Annotated in this window: 13 protein-coding genes; 9 read left to right on the top strand and 4 right to left on the bottom strand. The window is 68.8% G+C overall.

The features are described 5' to 3' along the window. Positions 1-10: 10 nt before the first annotated feature. The 5 genes from purT (at position 11) to LU699_RS07205 (ending at position 7671) form a co-directional block, all read left to right on the top strand. Positions 11-1204 (top strand): formate-dependent phosphoribosylglycinamide formyltransferase, encoded by a 1194-nt coding sequence (gene purT / locus LU699_RS07225; RefSeq protein WP_232580533.1) that lies wholly within the window; start codon positions 11-13, stop codon positions 1202-1204. Between the two features lie 256 nt (positions 1205-1460). After that, positions 1461-2258: a sulfite exporter TauE/SafE family protein gene (locus LU699_RS07220; RefSeq protein ID WP_232136221.1), complete on the top strand. Its 798-nt coding sequence runs from the start codon at positions 1461-1463 to the stop codon at positions 2256-2258. A 28-nt stretch (positions 2259-2286) separates the two neighbouring features. Continuing rightward, the gene (locus tag LU699_RS07215) at positions 2287-3465 is read left to right on the top strand and encodes an amidohydrolase (RefSeq protein ID WP_232136219.1); all 1179 of its coding nucleotides are present in this window, start codon (positions 2287-2289) and stop codon (positions 3463-3465) included. Positions 3466-3562: 97 nt separating this feature from the next. Continuing rightward, on the top strand, positions 3563-4678 hold the full coding sequence (locus tag LU699_RS07210) for a PLP-dependent cysteine synthase family protein (protein WP_232136217.1): 1116 nt from the start codon (positions 3563-3565) through the stop codon (positions 4676-4678). A 119-nt stretch (positions 4679-4797) separates the two neighbouring features. Beyond that, positions 4798-7671, top strand: coding sequence for a TonB-dependent receptor plug domain-containing protein (locus LU699_RS07205; RefSeq protein WP_232136216.1), 2874 nt, complete (start codon positions 4798-4800; stop codon positions 7669-7671). A gap of 335 nt (positions 7672-8006) precedes the next feature. Here the strand turns inward: LU699_RS07205 and LU699_RS07200 are convergent, their stop codons facing one another. From LU699_RS07200 to LU699_RS07185, 4 genes are all read right to left on the bottom strand, one after another. Then, entirely contained in the window at positions 8007-8792 is a 786-nt protein-coding gene (locus LU699_RS07200) for an endonuclease/exonuclease/phosphatase family protein (RefSeq protein ID WP_232136215.1), read from the bottom strand. 12 nt (positions 8793-8804) lie between these two features. Then, positions 8805-9599: a thiol:disulfide interchange protein DsbA/DsbL gene (locus LU699_RS07195; protein ID WP_232136214.1), complete on the bottom strand. Its 795-nt coding sequence runs from the start codon at positions 9597-9599 to the stop codon at positions 8805-8807. 41 nt (positions 9600-9640) lie between these two features. Beyond that, positions 9641-10294: a thiol:disulfide interchange protein DsbA/DsbL gene (locus LU699_RS07190; protein ID WP_232580532.1), complete on the bottom strand. Its 654-nt coding sequence runs from the start codon at positions 10292-10294 to the stop codon at positions 9641-9643. Between the two features lie 142 nt (positions 10295-10436). Continuing rightward, a complete protein-coding gene (locus tag LU699_RS07185; protein WP_425491212.1) occupies positions 10437-11369 on the bottom strand; it encodes a c-type cytochrome in 933 nt (310 codons plus the stop codon). 129 nt (positions 11370-11498) lie between these two features. Between LU699_RS07185 and yihA the strand changes: the two genes are divergently transcribed. The 4 genes from yihA to LU699_RS07165 all read left to right on the top strand — a co-directional run bounded on the left by yihA (position 11499) and on the right by LU699_RS07165 (position 17197). Continuing rightward, positions 11499-12179, top strand: coding sequence for a ribosome biogenesis GTP-binding protein YihA/YsxC (gene yihA / locus LU699_RS07180; protein ID WP_232136212.1), 681 nt, complete (start codon positions 11499-11501; stop codon positions 12177-12179). A gap of 177 nt (positions 12180-12356) precedes the next feature. After that, the gene (locus LU699_RS07175) at positions 12357-13721 is read left to right on the top strand and encodes a glutamate--cysteine ligase (RefSeq protein WP_232136211.1); all 1365 of its coding nucleotides are present in this window, start codon (positions 12357-12359) and stop codon (positions 13719-13721) included. A gap of 47 nt (positions 13722-13768) precedes the next feature. After that, positions 13769-16492 carry a phosphoenolpyruvate carboxylase gene (gene ppc / locus LU699_RS07170; protein ID WP_232580531.1) on the top strand — a complete coding sequence of 908 codons (2724 nt, stop codon included), beginning with the start codon at positions 13769-13771 and terminating at the stop codon, positions 16490-16492. A gap of 72 nt (positions 16493-16564) precedes the next feature. Further along, a complete protein-coding gene (locus LU699_RS07165) occupies positions 16565-17197 on the top strand; it encodes a glutathione S-transferase family protein (protein WP_232136209.1) in 633 nt (210 codons plus the stop codon). Positions 17198-17346: the final 149 nt, after the last annotated feature.

Below are 17346 nucleotides of genomic sequence, written 5' to 3'. Positions count from 1 at the left end.
GCCCGCGCACATGATCACTCTCGGCACGCCCCTGTCTCCCCCCGCCACCCGCGTGCTGCTGCTCGGCTCGGGCGAACTGGGCAAGGAAGTGGCGATCGAGCTGCAGCGCTTCGGCGTCGAAGTGATCGCCGCCGATCGCTACGCCGATGCGCCGGCGATGCAGGTCGCGCATCGCAACCACGTACTCGACATGCTCGATCCGGCCGCGCTGCGCGCGTTGATCGCCAGGGAGCAGCCGCACCTCGTGGTGCCGGAGATCGAGGCGATCCACACCGACACGCTGGTCGCGCTGGAGCAGGACGGCCTCAAGGTCGTGCCGACCGCGCGTGCCACGCGCCTGACGATGGACCGCGAAGGCATCCGTCGCCTCGCTGCCGAAACGCTCGGCCTGCCGACGTCGCCGTACCGCTTCGTCGATACGCGCGAGGAGTACCGCGCCGCGATCGACGCCGTCGGCCTGCCGTGTGTGGTCAAGCCGGTGATGTCGTCGTCGGGCAAGGGCCAGAGCACGGTGCGCTCGGATGCCGACATCGACGCCGCGTGGGACTACGCGCAGACCGGCGGCCGCGCCGGTGCGGGCCGCTGCATCGTCGAAGGCTTCATCGATTTCGATTACGAGATCACCCTGCTGACCGTGCGCCATGCCGGCGGTACCGCGTTCTGTGCGCCGATCGGCCACGTGCAGATCGCCGGCGATTACCGCGAGAGCTGGCAGCCGCAGCCGATGTCGCCGGCCGCCCTGCAGCGCGCGCGCGACGTGGCGCGTGCGGTCACCGATGACCTCGGCGGTCGCGGCGTGTTCGGTGTCGAGCTGTTCGTGAAAGGCGACGAAGTGTGGTTCAGCGAAGTCTCGCCGCGCCCGCACGACACCGGTCTGGTGACTCTGGCCTCGCAGGATCTCAGCGAGTTCGCCCTGCATGCGCGCGCGATCCTTGGCTTGCCGATCCCGGTCGATGCGGACGATGTGGTGCAGCACGGCGTCGCCGCGTCCTGCGCGCTGCTGGCGCAGGGCACGGGCGTGCCGGTGTTCTCGAACATCGACGCCGCGCTGCAGTCGCCCGACAGCGCGCTGCGCCTGTTTGGCAAGCCGCGTGTCGAAGGCCAGCGCCGTGTGGGCGTGACGCTGGCGCGCGGGGCGGATGTGGATGCGGCACGGGCGACGGCACGTGAGGCGGCGGCTGCGATCAAGATTGATTGGGTTTGATTTACCGCGTGGTGTTGGCCCTCTATCCCCGAGCGCAATGCAGCACCTTCCCCCGCTCGCGGGGGAAGGCTGGGTTGAGGATGAACGATCCGTTTGCTGCTCTGCGTGATCCCAAGTCCGATTTACCGCTTGTGTCCGATTGCCGTAGCGACCTGACGGTTCTCCCCCACCCAACCCTCCCCCGCAAACGGGGGAGGGCTCCAGTTCGCTGCGTGCGTCGCACACCGCGTTCCGCTGCACAACACGTGTCCAAAGCATGCTGACCTGGTCAATGCTCTGTTTCCCGCTGCTCGGTGCAGTCGCCGGCGTGCTCGCCGGTCTGCTCGGCATCGGCGGTGGCCTGGTGCTGGTGACCGCGCTGGTGTGGCTCCTGCCGCTCTACGGCGTGCCGCAGGACGCGGCGATGCACGCCGCGCTCGCGACCGCGCTGGCGAGCATCATCCTGACCGGGCTGTCGTCAGCGCGCGCGCACCATTTGCGGCGCAGCGTGTTGTGGCGCACGGTCGCGTGGATGGTGCCCGGCGTGATGCTCGGCGGCTGGATCGGCAGCTGGCTCGCGGTGCTGCTCGACGGCGACGTGCTGCGCTACTGCGTGGTCGGCTATTGCGCGGTCGTCGGCACGCAGTTGTTGCTGTCGCGCACGCCGCCGCCCGGTGGCGATGCGGTGGTGCCGACCGGCGTCGGACTGTCGGGCGCGGGTGTCGGCATCGGCGCGCTGTCGTCGATCGTCGGCATCGGGGGCGGCGGCATGACCATGCCGTTGCTGGTGTGGCTCGGCGTGTCCCCGGTGCGCGCAGTCGGCACCTCGTCGGCCTGCGGCATCTTCATCGCATTTGCCGCCGCGGCGGGCTATGCGCTGCAGGCGCCGGCGGATGTGCTGCCGGGCGTCTCCTGGGGCTATGTGTATCTGCCGGGCGCGATCGGCATCGCGCTGGCGTCGGTGATCGCCGCGCCCTGGGGCACGCGGCTAGCGCATGCGATCAGCGGCGCCGCGCTCAAGCGCGTGTTCGCGGTGTTCCTGTACTGCGTCGGCGCGAGCCTGCTGTTCCTGTGATTCTTTTCCTTCTTCCGTTGGACCGTCCATGACCACTTCCGCACCGAGCATTCCCGACTCCATTGCCGCGCTGGCGCCGCAGATGACTGCATGGCGCCACGAGATCCACGCGTGGCCGGAACTCGGCTTCGAGGAAGTGAAGACCTCGGCGCTGGTCATCCGCGAGCTGCGTGCACTCGGTCTCGAGGTACACACGTGCCTGGGCGGCACCGGCGTGGTCGCGGTGATCGACAGCGGCGCGCCGGGCCTGTCGATCGGCCTGCGCGCGGACATGGACGCGCTGCCGATGGACGAGGTCGCCGACGCGCGTGGCGAACTGCCGTACCGCTCGCAGCGCCCGGGCGTGGCGCATACCTGCGGGCACGACGGTCATACGTCCGCACTGCTCGGTACCGCGCGACACCTGATGGCGCATCCGCCGGCCAGTGGCCGCGTGGTGCTGATCTTCCAGCCGGCCGAAGAGGGTGGGCGCGGTGCGATCCGGATGATCGAGGACGGCCTGTTCGCGCGCTGGCCCTGCGACGAGGTCTACGCCTTCCACAACATGCCGGCGCTCAAGACCGGCGAGGCGAGCGTGCGCAGCGGCGCCACGCTGCAGTCGCTGGCGGTGTTCGAGATCGCGATCGAGGGCGTCGGTGGCCACGCCGCCGCGCCGCATCGTGCGAACGATCCGCTGCAGGTCGCGGCGCGTCTGGCCGTGGACATCGGCGCGATCGTCGGCCGTCACATCGACCCGATGGAAGCGGCGCTGATCAACGTCGGTTCGCTGCAGGCCGGCACCACGCACAACATCATTCCGTCGACCGCCACGCTCAGCGGCACGATCCGCTCGCTGTCGAAGGATGTGCACGACGAACTGCTCAAGCGCCTGCGCGCACTGTGCGAGGGCCATGCGCAGATCTCGGGCTGCAGCATCGCGCTGGAGATTCCGCACTCGTGCCCGCCCTGCGTCAACGCACCCGAGCAGGCCGCGCTGGCGGCCGAGGCGATCGCCGACGTGCTCGGCGCGGACCACGTCAAAACCGATCTGCGCGCGTATCCGTTCTCCGACGACTTCTCCTACATGCTCGAACAGTGGCCCGGCGCCTACCTGTTCCTCGGCATGGACAGCGCGATGTGCCACCACCCGACCTTCCGCTTCGACGACGGCCTGCTGCCGGTCGCCGCCGCGGTGTTCGACCGCATCGTGCGGCGTCGTCTGGGCTGAGCGGGACCGGCGCGCTGCTGTGGCGCGCGGACCGGCGTAAGCTGTGCGCCGCGCCGCGGACCCATCGCGGCCGTCGACATCTCCACGCGAGTGCCCCATGTCCCAGCGCGACTGGGTGGCCCAGGCCATCCGCAAGATCGAAGCCGATTTCAACCGCTCGGCCGACACCCATCTGATTCCGCTGGCGCTGCCGGGCTTTCCCGGCATCGACGTCTATCTCAAGGACGAATCCAGCCATCCGACCGGCAGCCTCAAGCACCGGCTCGCGCGCTCGCTGTTCCTCTACGCGCTGGCCAACGGCTGGCTGCATGCGGGCAGCACGGTGGTCGAGGCGTCGAGCGGTTCGACCGCGGTTTCGGAAGCGTATTTCGCGCGACTGCTGGGCCTGCCCTTCGTCGCGGTGATGCCGGCGTCGACCTCGCCGGAGAAGATCGCCGCGATCGAATTCCACGGCGGCCGCTGCCATCTGGTACCCAGCGCCTGCGGCATCGGCGAGGCCTCGGTGCAGCTCGCCCGCGAAACGGGCGGTCACTTCATGGACCAGTTCACCTATGCCGAGCGGGCGACCGACTGGCGCGCGAACAACAATATTGCCGAGTCGATCTTCAAGCAGATGTCGCAGGAAGCCCATCCGGTGCCGCGCTGGATCGTCTGCAGCGCCGGTACCGGTGGCACCAGTGCGACGATCGGCCGCTACGCCAGCTATCGCGGCTATGACACGCGCGTGCTGTGCGCCGATCCCGAACACTCCGCGTTCTTCGCCCATTACGCGCGCTGCATCGACGGCGACACGTCCGGCGATGCCGACGCCGTCGCGCCATCGTCGCGCATCGAAGGCATCGGCCGCCCGCGCGCGGAAGCCAGCTTCATTCCCGGCTGCGTCGACGCGATGCTGAAAGTGCCCGACGCGCTGAGCCTCGCGGCGATGCGCTGGACCAATACGCGTCTGGGTCGTCGCGTCGGCGGCTCCACCGGCACCAACGTCATCGGCGTGCTGCATGTCGCGCATGCGATGCGCGCGGCCGGTCGCAGCGGTTCGATCGTCAGCATCCTGTGCGATGGCGGCGAGCGCTATGCGCACAGCTACTACAACCCGGACTGGTACGCGGCCCACGGCTTCGACATGGACGCCGCCGACACGCTGGTGCGCGCGGTGGCCGAACAGGCCGCAGCGCTGCCCGTGCTCGCGACGGCTGGTGATACCGCCGACTGAGCGCCACGCGTCAAGCTGGGGTTGACCCCAGGTGCGGGCAGGTTAAGGATTCGTTACAACGAATCGCCGGCGGCACAGGGGCACCGGCACGACCTTCCGCACCATTCGGAGTTGCACACATGACGATGCCTCGCCACCGCCTGGCCGCCGCAGTCCAGCTGTCGCTGCTGCTTGCCCTGCCCGCCGCCGCCAATGCCCAGGCGCCCGCGCCGCAGCCCGAGGCGCGCACGCTCGATACCGTCCAGGTCACCGGCTCGCGCATCCGCAAGGCGGAACTGGAAACCGCAGTGCCGGTGCAGGTGCTCACGCGCGAGGACATCGACCGCAGCGGCTTCACCTCGGTCGCCGATATCGTGCAGAACCTCACCGCCAGCGGCGCGGCGCTCAATACCAAGTTCAATTCCAGCGGCAACTTCGGCTTCCCGCCCGATGGCGGCGGCGTGGGCGCGGGCGCGGCGACGGTCGATCTGCGTCATCTCGGCGCCAAGCGCGTGCTGGTGCTGGTCGACGGCATCCGCTGGGTCAACGAATCCTCGGCCTCGGGCGTCGGCTCGGCGGTCGATCTCAATACGATTCCGCTCGCGCTGATCGACCGAATCGAAGTGCTGGAAGACGGCGCCTCGTCGATCTACGGCTCCGACGCGATCGCCGGCGTGGTCAACATCATCACCAAGCGCGATGCCGAAGGCGGCACGCTCGACCTGCATTACGGCGAGTACGACGATCTCGGCGGTGCGACCTGGGGCGCGGATCTGGGTTGGGGTGGCAGCAGCGAACGCGCGCAGTGGTTCCTCGGCGCTTCGTACTACAAGCAGCGCGAAATCGCCTCGTCGAAGGTCGCCAACGCCAGCGTGCCGGTGCCCGGCACCGGGCTCGCGAACGGCAGCTCGGCGACGCCGCAGGGCCGCTTCGTGTTTCAGGATCCGAACACCGGCGAGTCGTTCAATCTGACGCCCAACGACGGCGCCACGTCGCCGTTCTACGACCCGGCGCAGACCGGCTGTACCCGCACCGACGATTTCCATTGTTTCGGCACCGCGGACCGCTACAACTTCGCGCCGAACAACCTGCTGCTGACCCCGTCGGAGCGCAAGTCGGTGTTCGGCCAGGTGCGTTTCGAGTTCACCCCGCAGGTCTCGGCCTACGCGCGCGTGCTCTACAACGAGCGCACTTCGGCCAACCAGGCCGCGCCCGAGCCGATCTTCCTCGGCACCGATGCCGGCGTGTACAACCCCTACGCAGAAAGCACGCTCACCATTTCCGCGCTCAATCCGTTCAATCCGTTCGGCTTCGACCTCACCACCGAGGGCGACAACCCGAACCTGTTCCTGCTCGCGCGTCGACCGGTCGAAGGCGGCCCGCGTCGCTACCAGCAGGACGTCAAGACCTGGTACGCGGCCGGTGGCCTGGAAGGCACGTTCGGTGTCGGCGTGCGCACCTGGAACTGGGACGTGAATCTGGTGCGCAGCCAGAGCCGCGCCGAGCAGACCAATTCGGGCAGCTACAACATCCGCCGCATCAACGAAGCGCTGGGTGATCCGGCCGCGTGCGCCGCGATCGCCGGCTGCACACCGCTGGATCTGTTCGGCGGCCCGGGCACGATCACCCCGCAGATGCTCGCCTTCATCCAGCCGATCGTCCGCGACGAGAGCAGCAACACGCTGACCCTGGCCTCGGCCAACGTCACCGGCGATCTGTTCGAGATGTGGGCCGGTCCGCTGGCATTCGCGGCCGGCGTCGAATACCGCAAGTACGAAGGCAGCTACACGCCCGATCCGATCACCGTCGCCGGCGAATACAACGGCGTGCCGTCGGGCATCACCCGCGGCGATTACGACGTCAACGAGGCCTACGCCGAGTTCAGCGTGCCACTGATGCGCGACACCGTGTTCGGCGAGACCCTCGATCTCAGCATCGCCGGTCGTTACTCCGATTACTCGACCTTCGGCGGCGAGACCACCGGCAAGGTCGGCCTGCGCTGGCAGCCGGTCGACGAACTGCTGTTCCGCATGAGCTACGCCGAAGGCTTCCGCGCGCCGTCGATCGGCGAGCTCTACGGCACGCTGAGCCGCTTCGACGCGACCCTGGTCGATCCGTGTTCCGGCGCCGCCGTGGTGTCGCCTGCCTGCGCCGCGGACGGTGTGCCGGCTGGCTACGAGCAGACCAATTCGCAGATCTCGGTGGTGACCTCGGGCAATGCCGATCTCGAACCCGAGCGCAGCCGCAGCCTGATGGTCGGCTCGGTCTGGAGCCCGTCGTTCGCCGACGAGGTGTGGTGGTCGGACCGCGTCGATCTCGGCGTGACCTTCTATCGCCACCACATCGACGACGCGATCCAGGCGCCTGATGCGCAGGCGATCCTCGAGCGCTGCATCGCCACGCGCGATCCGTTCTCCTGCGCGTCCTACGAGCGCAGCGATCGCGGCCAGATCATCCGCTTCGACGACATCCTCGCCAATCTCGGCACGATCAAGACCGACGGCTGGGACTTCACCGCCGCGTGGACGCTGCCCGAACGCGACTGGGGCCGCCTGCGCTTCGACGCCAAGACCACCTGGGTCACGCGCTACGAACTGGCGAACGAGACCGGCGAACTCGAACCGCGTCGTCCGGGCGTCGAGGTCAACAACAGCGCGATCCCCGAGTGGAGCGGCACCCTGGTCACCGACTGGACCCGCGGCCCGTGGTCGCTGGCGTGGACGGTGCGCTACATCGACAGCCTCGTCGAATCCTGCGGCGGCGCCAACGGCTTCCCGATCTGCGACGACAGCGACAACGACGTCAACGGCCTCGGTTCGACCACGTACCACGACCTGCAGCTGTCCTGGCGCAACACCGCCTGGCTCAAGGGCACGCGTCTGGCGCTCGGCGTCAACAACGTGACCGGCAAGGAACCGCCGGTGTGCCTGAGCTGCAGCCTCAACGGCTACGACGCCTCGACCTACGACCTGCCGGGCCGCTTCATCTACGCGCGTCTGGGTATCGATTTCTAATCGCGGTGAGGCGTCACTGATACGGGCGGATCGGCGCGAAGTGATCTGACGGATTGCGCCATCAAGCCCTCACCCGCTTCAACGGGGGAGGGCTTTTGTTTTCACAAGATGGGTAGAGCGCACCGAAACCCATCGTCGTCATCACCGCTGCCTGCATCTGAAAGGGCAAGAGATCAAAGCCCCTCTCCCGCTGGGAGAGGGGTTGGGGTGAGGGCAGCAGGTCGCGCGGTTCTCGATCAGCGCGCGCTCGATTCCGCTCTTTGCCATCGCGAGCGGCAAGACTGCAAAGATGGGTTTCGCTGCGCTCTACCCATCCGACGGAACGCGATGAAGCCTCAACGCCGCAGCGCGCTCTCGGGCACGTGCAGTTCGGTCGACAGCGCCAGATGGTCCGAGAACGCAGCCGGCAGCGCCTTCATGTCGGCGCACTTGAGATTGCCGGTGACCAGGATGTGGTCGATCGCGCGCTGCGGGCGCCAGCTGGGGAAGGTGTGCACCGCGCACGACGGCGGCTGCAGACCGGTCTGGCGATAGAGCACCGACATCTCCGGCCGGTCCGATGTGCAGTTGAAGTCGCCCATCAGCACCGCGTGCGGATGATCGGCCAGCACTTCGGCGATGAAGGACAGTTGCGACAGCCGCGACTGCGCGCCCAGCGACAGATGCGCCACCGCGACCACCAGACCCTCATCGCCTTCGCCGAATCGGCTCAGCAGCACGCCGCGGCCGGAGATGCGGCCGGGCAGGGCATGGTTGACGACCTCGATCGGCTCCAGCCGGCTCAGCAGGCCGTTGGCGCTGGACGCGACCGCACCAACGCGCCGGTTCGGCTGGTGGGTCCAGTACTCGAAACCGCCGCGCTCGGCGAGGTAATGCGTCTGGTTGGTGAAACCCGAGCGCCAGCTGCCCGGGTCGGCTTCCTGGAGACCCACGATGTCGTGGGTGCCGGCGAGCGTGGCGATGGCGTCGAGCGCCGTGCGCTTGCCGGCCGGCAGCAAGTGGGACCAGCTGCGCGTCGCGTAGTCGCTGTAGCGACGCGTGCTGGAGCCGGCCTGGATGTTCGCGCTCAGCAGCTTGAGCTTGCGCGATGCCTCGGCGGCCTGCGGATCAGAGTTGTTCACAACGTTGGACGCTTACTGCGCCGCACGCTCCATCGCGACCAGGTGGTCGGTGATGCGCAGGATGTCTTCCAGCGACTTGCCGCCGATCACGCGGTACTTGCCGTTGACGACGATCGTCGGCGTGGCGTTGATGCCGCTGCGCACGGCGAACTGGCGGGCGCGGCCGAGGTTGGCGTTGACCGCGAAGCTCTGCATCGTGCTGGTGAAGCGCTGCTGGTCGATACCCAGCGTGCCGTAGAACGCGGCGATCGCGGCGGCGTCGGCATTCGGGCGCAGCTTCTTCTCGAGGTGGATCGCGTTGAACGTGGCGTCGTGGGTGCGCGACAGCGTGCCCATCGTCTCGGACGCGAAGAACGCGCGCGGGAAGTTGTCGCTCTCGTCGAACACGGCCGGCAGCGCGACGAAGTTCACGTCGCCCGGCAGGCGCGCCTTCCACGCGTTGACCAGCGGTTCGAACGCGGCGCAGTGACCGCACCAGTAGGCGAACACTTCGGCCACTTCGATTTCGCCCGAGGCGTTGGCGAACGGCTGGCCGCCCTGGATCTCGACGTAATCGGTGCCGGCGACCGGGGCCGGGCCCTGCGGCGCGACGACCGGATTGCTGTTGGCGGCGGGTGCTTCGGCCTGCGGATCGGTCGGCGCGGCAGCGTCGCCGACCGGCGCGGCATCGGCAGCGGGCGCTGCAGGCGCGGTCTGCGCCGGCGTCGCGGCCGTGGCATCCGGCGCGGCGGCAGGATCGGGTTGCTGGCTGCAGGCCATGAGCAGGACGGGCGCGAGCATCAGGAGCAGGGTGTGGCGGATCTTCATGGTGTCTCTCTCGAAGGAAATCGTTCGATGGGCGGCGCGCGTCAGCGCTGGGCGCGTTCGCGTGCGATCAGCTGGTCGGCAATCACGAGGATGTCCTCAAGCCGCCGTCCCATCACCCGGTAACGGCCGTTGATGATGAGCGTGGGCGTGCCCTCCACGCCACTGCGCACCGCGAACGCGCGCGCGGCGTTCAGCCTTTCGTCGGTCGCCGGACTCGCCATCGCTGCCGCGAAACGGGCCTGCGAGCGCGCGCCCTGGGTCACGTAGAACGCCGCGATCGCATCGATGCTCGCACCGCTGCGCGGCAGGACGGATGTTTCGTGTACGGCCGAGAACACCGCGTGATGGCTGCGCGCATCGATGCGCTGGGCCTGGGCAACGAAGAAGCCGCGGGCGAAGTTGTCGCCGGCCGAGAACGCCGCCGGCAAGTAGGTGAAGCGCACGTCGCGCGGCGCCTTCGCGCGCCAGGTGTCGACCTGCTTCTGGAAGTGGAAGCAGTGCACGCAGCCGTAGGAGAAGATCTCGACGACCTCGATCTTGCCGTCGAGCGGCTGCCAGGGCTGGCCGTCGGCGATCAAGGCGTAGTCGAGGCCTTCGACCTGTGCGGCGGTCTGCGCGGCCGCCGGCAGCCAGGCGGATGCGGCGAGCGCGGCGATCGCGAACAGGTGGCGCCAGGCACGGGGCAGGGACGACATCGTCGGGTTACTCCGGAATGCGGACGCCGTGCACGCGTCGGCCCCGGCGCGCGGAAGCGCGGGGGCCGTCATCGGCACGGCGAAAAAGGGGATGTGCAGGTTCAAGTCGACAGGGTGCCGGAGGCCGGCACCGGGCACTGCATCACGGCGTTTCGGGCGCCGGTGCGGGCGCGGGCTCGGCGCCGGGCGCAGGTTCTGCGGCTTCGAGCGCTTCGTCGGCGGTCGCGTCGGTCGCCGGCACGGCCTGCTCTTCGGCCGGCACCGCCGGCGCCGGCATCGACGCGGCCTGGGCCTCGATCGCGGCCAGCATCGTCGGGTCGGGACGTGCATGCAGGCCCTGCATGTAGCTCGACACCGCTTCGATCTCTTCGTCGGTCAGCGACTTGGCGACCGCGGCCATCACGTTGAACAGATGCTTGTCGTCTTCGCTGCTCTGGCCTTCGCGGTAGGTATAGAGCCGCCCGGAGCTGTACCAGGCCTGCTGGCCGCCGACATGCGGATACGCCGGGCCGGGATTGCCGCTGCCCGCGGGGCCGTGACAGGCCATGCAGGCCGGAATGCTGCGCTCGGTGTCACCGCTGCGGAACAGCTTCTGGCCGACCTCAAAGAACTTCATGCCCTTGTAAGGGCCGGCGTCGACCACCGAGTCGTCGGCGATGCCGGCGCCACTGGTCTGCTGGGCGAAGTGCGCGCCGAGATCGCGCATGTCCTGCGCGCTGAGCGGCATCGCGAACGGCTGCATGATCGCGTTGACGCGCTCGCCGCTCTTGAACAGCGCGAGCTGGCGGGCCATGTAGCGCTCGCTCTGGCCGGCGATGCGCGGGTAGAGGCTGGGATCGGCGTCGGCGTTGCCGTCGAGGCCGTGGCACGCGGCGCAGGCGCCGGCGAGCTGGGCGCCCTTCTGCGGATCCCCATGCGTCGTCTTGGTGAGTTCGGCGACGGCGTTGTCGTCCAGGTCACGTGTTTCCACTGCCGGCGCGTCCGGCAACGGCTGCACGGTGGACTGCGCGAACGCGACAGCGCCCACGGCAATGACAACAAGACCGGCGATACCAATGGCGCGAGCGTGGCGCATTGCTGGGCTCCGAGATCTTTCAACGCCGGTCCGACAGGTGCCGGCCGCGAGTCTCCGGATTATGTTGGCCCGCACCGGGCGGGTCAAACCGCGCGGGCAAGCCGGCGCCGGTCGTGCCAAGCTATTGCGATGTCCAATCCCTTTGCACGCGCCAAATATCTGTTGGCCGCCCACACCCCGCAGCAGCTTCCTGCAGACGGCGGGTACGAGGTCGCATTCGCCGGCCGCTCCAACGCCGGCAAGTCCAGCGCACTGAATGCGCTGTGCCAGCAGAACGCGCTGGCCCGTGTGTCCAAGACCCCGGGCCGCACCCAGCAGCTGGTGTTCTTCGATTTCCCGCCGTACGACAACCGCTTCCTCGTCGATCTGCCCGGCTACGGCTACGCCAAGGTGCCGCGCGACCTGAAGGCGCACTGGCAGGCGTTCCTGGCCCAGTACTTCCGTGAGCGCCAAGCGCTCAAGGGCCTGGTCGTGGTGATGGATATCCGCCATCCGCTCAAGGAATATGACCGCCAGATGATCGCGTTCGCGGTCGAGCACGGGATGCCGGCGCACGCGCTGCTGACCAAGGCCGACAAGCTGGGCCGCGGCGCGGCGGGCAATACGCTGCAGGCGGTGCGCAAGGAACTGCTGGCGCTGCACGGCGACAAGGTCAGCGTGCAGACCTTCTCCGGCGAGACCAACATCGGCATCGACGAAGCGCGTGGCGTCATCGCGGGCTGGATGGAGATCGGCCGCCCGGCATCGGGCCGTGCACCGCGCGCGCCCCGCGCAACGGCCGCGCCGGGCACCCCCGACACCACGTCCTGATCCATCGCCGGTGGGGCGCCGCGGATTCCGCGGACCCACCGCGCAAGGCGCAGGCTGCGGCCTGCCGCGCTCGCGTCGGAATCGGGAACACTGCGACACCGCCGGCGGGGCCGACAGCGATGGGCGGGCCGCTTATAGTGCCGGCCTGCGGGCAGTGCCCGATCGCGAGTCCGAGCCTTGTCCAGCCCCAGCCACGTCGCCGACACCCCGATCACCGACCGCGCGACGCTCGTCGAGGTGCTCGCCTCGGGCGAGAAGCCGATCGGCGACTGGCGCATCGGCACCGAGCACGAGAAGTTCGGCTTCCGTCTCGATGACCTGCAGGCGCCCACCTTCGATGGCGACCGCGGTATCGAAGTCCTGCTGCGTGGCCTGACCCGCTTCGGCTGGGAACCTGTCGACGAGGGCGGCCGCACGATCGCGCTGCTCAAGGACGGCGCCTCGGTGACGCTGGAGCCGGCCGGCCAGCTGGAACTGTCCGGCGCCCCGCTGGAGACGATCCACGACACCTGCAGCGAGGTTGGTGCGCACCTGTTCGAGGTCAAGAGCGTCGCCGACGAGCTGCGCCTGGGCTTTCTCGGCATGGGCTTCCAGCCGAAGTGGCGCCGCGACGAGATGCCGTGGATGCCCAAGGGCCGCTACAAGATCATGCGCGACTACATGCCGAAGGTCGGCGACCTCGGCCTCGACATGATGACCCGCACCTGCACGGTGCAGGTCAACCTCGACTACGCGACCGAAGCCGACATGGTGAAGAAGTTCCGCGTGTCGCTGGCGCTGCAGCCGATCGCGACCGCGCTGTTCGCCGATTCGCCGTTCACCGAAGGTCGCCCGAACGGGTATCTCAGCTACCGCTCGCACATCTGGACCGATACCGACGCCGACCGCACCGGTATGCTCGATTTCGTGTTCGAAGACGGCTTCGGTTATGAGCGTTACGTCGACTACCTGCTAGACGTGCCGATGTACTTCTCCTACCGCGACGGCACCTATCACGACGCCAGCGGCCAGAGCTTCCGCGATTTCATACGCGGCGAACTGCCGGCGCTGCCGGGCCAGCTGCCGACGCTGCGCGACTGGTCGGACCACATGACCACCGCCTTCCCCGAGGTGCGGCTGAAGAAGTACCTGGAGATGCGCGGCGCCGACGGCGGCCCGTGGAACCGGCTGTGCGCGCTGCCGGCGTTCTGGGTGGGCCTGCTGTACGACGATGCCGCGCTGGATGCGGCTTGGGATCTGGTCCGCGACTTCACGATGGTCGAGCGCAACGCGCTGCGCGACGACGTGCCCAGGCACGGGCTGAAGACGCCGTTCCGCAGCGGCACCCTGCGCGATCTCGCCGTCGAGGCCCTGAAGATTTCCGCCGGCGGCCTGCAGCGCCGCGCGCGCCTCAACAGCCGCGGTCAGGACGAACGAGTGTTTCTCGACGCACTGATCGAAATCGTCGAGGCCAACGAGACGCCGGCCGAGCGCAAGCTCGCGCTGTTCCATGGCGCCTGGAACGGCGACATCGACCGCGTGTTCCGCGAGTTCGCGTACTGACGCACGCCTTGCACGACAGTCACGCGGGGCTTGTGTAACGTGGCTGGATGAACGCCCACGACGACCTCCCCCTGCCGCTGCGCGAAGTCGGTTTCGCGAAGACCGACACCCTGCTCCGCGATGACGTCCGCCGCCTCGGTGCGATGGTCGGCCACATGCTGTCCGAGCAGGTCTCGCCTGCGTTGCTCGACCAGGTGGAAGCGGTCCGCCGCGCGGCGATCGCGCGTCGCGAAACCGGTGCGCCGGTCGACACGCTCGCCGATGGCCTGGCCGATGTCTCACTCGACGATGCCGATGCGCTGGTACGCGCGTTCGCCGCGTATTTCGGCGCGATCAATCTCGCCGAACGCGTGCATCGCATCCGTCGCCGTCGCGATTACCAGCGTACCGGCGACGCGCCGCAGCCCGGCGGGCTCGAAGCTGTACTGCATGAACTCAAGGACGCCGGCGTCGACCTGCCGCAGCTCGAAGCCACGCTCGCGCGCCTGCATATCGAACCGGTGTTCACCGCCCATCCGACCGAAGCCGTGCGCCGCGTGTTGCTGGAGAAGGAACGCACGATCGTCGAGCGCCTGATCGCCGACATCGACCGCGAGCGCACGCCGACCGAGCGCCGCGCCGACGACGCGCGCATCGTGCTTGCGCTCACCTCGGCCTGGCAGACCTCGGAATCGCCGGCGCGCAAGCCGACCGTCGCTGACGAGGTCGAGCACGTCGGTTACTACCTGTCGAACGTGCTCTACCGCGTGCTGCCGGTGTTCTACGAAGCGCTCGGCGATGCGATCGAATCCGTCTACGGCGCGCGTCCGTCGCTGCCGCAGGTGCTGCGCTTCGGCACCTGGGTCGGCGGCGACATGGACGGCAACCCGAACGTCAATGCCGACACCATGCGCGCCGCGCTCGGCGCGCAGCGCAGTCAGGCGCTGGCGCAGTACCGGCGTGACCTGCGCGGGCTCGGCAACGTGCTGACCCAGACGCTGGGCCGCGCGACGATCGACGAAGCGATCACCGCGCGCGTCGACGATTACCGGCGCCGCCTGCCCGACGCTGACGCCACGCTCAACCCGCGCCACGCCGACATGCCGTACCGGCGCCTGCTCGACCTGATGCAGCTGCGCCTGCGTCTGACCGACGCCGACCATCGCGCGGGATACGCGGACGCCGATGCGTTCTTCGCCGACCTCGTGCTGATGGATACGAGCCTGCGTGGCAACCGTGGTGATCATGCCGGCCTGTTCGCGCTCGAACGCCTGCTGTGGCGCGCGCGCACGTTCGGCTTCCATCTCGCCGCGCTGGATCTGCGCCAGGATTCGGCCGTGCACGATGAGGTCCTCGGCCGCATCGACGGCAGCGACTGGGCCGCGCTAAAGGTCGATGCACGCGTCGAGCGTCTGCACGCGATGCTCGATGCGCCGCCGAAGGCCAACGGCGCACTGTCGAACGAAAGTGTCGCCTCGACGCTGGGCGTGTTCGACGCGGTCACCGATCTGCGCCGCAGTCATGGCGCATCCGCGACCGGCCTGTACATCATCTCGATGGCGCGCAGCGCCGCGGATGCACTCGCGGTGCTGGCGCTCGCCCGCATCGCCGGCTGCGTCGAAGGCGACCAGGTGCCGCTCGACGTGTCGCCGCTGTTCGAGACCGTCGACGATCTGCAGGCTGCACCGGTGGTGATGCGCGCGCTGTTCGACGACCCGCGCTATCGCGCGCATCTGGCGTCGCGAGGCGAACGCCAGACGGTGATGCTCGGGTACTCCGACAGCGCAAAGGACGGCGGCCTGCTGGCGTCGCGCTGGGCGCTGCAGCGCACCCAGGTCGAACTCACCGCACTCGCGCGCGAGGCCGGCGTGCGCATCGTGTTCTTCCACGGCCGCGGCGGCTCGGTGAGCCGCGGTGGCGGCAAGACCGGACGCGCGATCAATGCCGCGCCGCGCGGCTCCGTCGATGGCAGCTTGCGCGTGACCGAGCAGGGCGAAGTGATCCATCGCAAGTACGGCATCCGCGCGCTTGCGCTGCGCAATCTCGAACAGTCGACCGCCGCGGTGCTGCAGGCGACGCTGCGCCCGCGTGCGCCCGATCCGCGCGAAGACACCTGGCGCGCGATGGCGACCGATCTGGCCGACGTGTCTCGCGCGCATTACCGCGCGCTGGTGCACGAACGCGCCGACTTTCCCGACTACTTCCGCGCGGCCACGCCGATCGACGTCATCGAGCGGCTGCAGATCGGCTCGCGCCCGTCGCGCCGGCGCGATGGCGGCATCTCCAACCTGCGCGCGATTCCGTGGGTATTCGCCTGGGCGCAGAACCGTTCCGGCCTGACCGGCTGGTACGGCCTCGGCACCGCCCTGCAGCACGGCATCCAGACCTACGGCCAGCAGGCGATGACCGAGATGGCGCGCGACTGGCCGTTCTTCAGCGCCGCGCTCGACGACGTGGAAATGTTGCTGGCCAAGACCGACATCGCAATCTTCGAACGCTATTCGCGCCTCGCCGGCGACGCGCACGACGCGTTCTTCCCCGGCATCCTCGACGAATGTCTGCGCACGCGCGACGCGATCCTGCTGCTGAAGGAACAGGACGTGCTGCTCGCCGACGACTATCGCCTGCAGCTGTCTATCCGTCTGCGCAATCCCTACGTCGACCCGATCAGCCTGCTGCAGGTCGAACTGCTGCGCCGCTGGCGCGCTACCGAGCGCGAAGACGAGTCCTTGCTGAGCGCGCTGGTGTCGACCGTCAACGGCATCGCGGCGGGCATCCAGAACACGGGCTGAGTTGTCGACGGGCGTCGTGCAACTGTCGCGATGCCCGGCGCACACTCCGCTTTCCGCAACAGGAGCATTCCGATGACTGCAGACGACCTCGTCCTCCACACCAATCCCATGTCCCGCGGCCGCATCGCGCGCTGGATGCTGGAGGAAACCGGGCAGCCGTATCGCGTCGAGCTCGTCGGCTTCGACGGTGGCAACCGCTCGCCGGAATTCCTCGCGGTCAATCCGATGGGCAAGGTGCCGACGCTGGTGCATGGCGGCGCCGTGGTCACCGAGGCGGCTGCGATTTGTGCGTATCTCGCGGACGCATTCCCGCAGGCCGATCTGCTGCCGGATCCGACGCCGGCGTCGCGCGCCGCGTATTTCCGCTGGCTGTTCTTCGCCGCCGGCCCGGTCGAAACCGCGGTCACGGCCAAGTCGCTGGGTCTGCTGGCGCCGCCCGAACGATCGAGGATGGTCGGCTACGGTAGCTTCGACCAGACCGTCGACGTGCTGGAGCAGGCCGCGGCTTCCGCAGCACCGTGGATCACCGGCGCGCGCTTCACTGCGGCCGATGTCTATGTCGGCAGCCAGATCGCCTGGGGCCTGATGTTCAAGTCGCTGCCGGCGCGTCCGGCCTTCGTTGCGTACGTCGAGCGGCTGCAGGCGCGACCCGCGTGGCAGCGCGCCAGCGCGCTCGATGACGCGGCGATGCCGAAGCAGGATTGAGCCCGCGGCGGCGCCGAAACGCCGCTGTCACATTTCCCCGGTGCAATGCCATCCGCCATGGATGGCACGGGTCCGCGCGACCGCTGTCGCCGCGCGCCCGTTTCTGCACTGTCGTCCCCCGGTCAGTCAGCGTCTGCCGCATCACGACC

This window comes from Luteimonas fraxinea (assembly GCF_021233355.1).
GTDB lineage: Bacteria > Pseudomonadota > Gammaproteobacteria > Xanthomonadales > Xanthomonadaceae > Luteimonas > Luteimonas fraxinea.
Note: the sequence above shows the minus strand (reverse complement) of the source record. Positions and strands in the feature narration are given on the sequence as shown.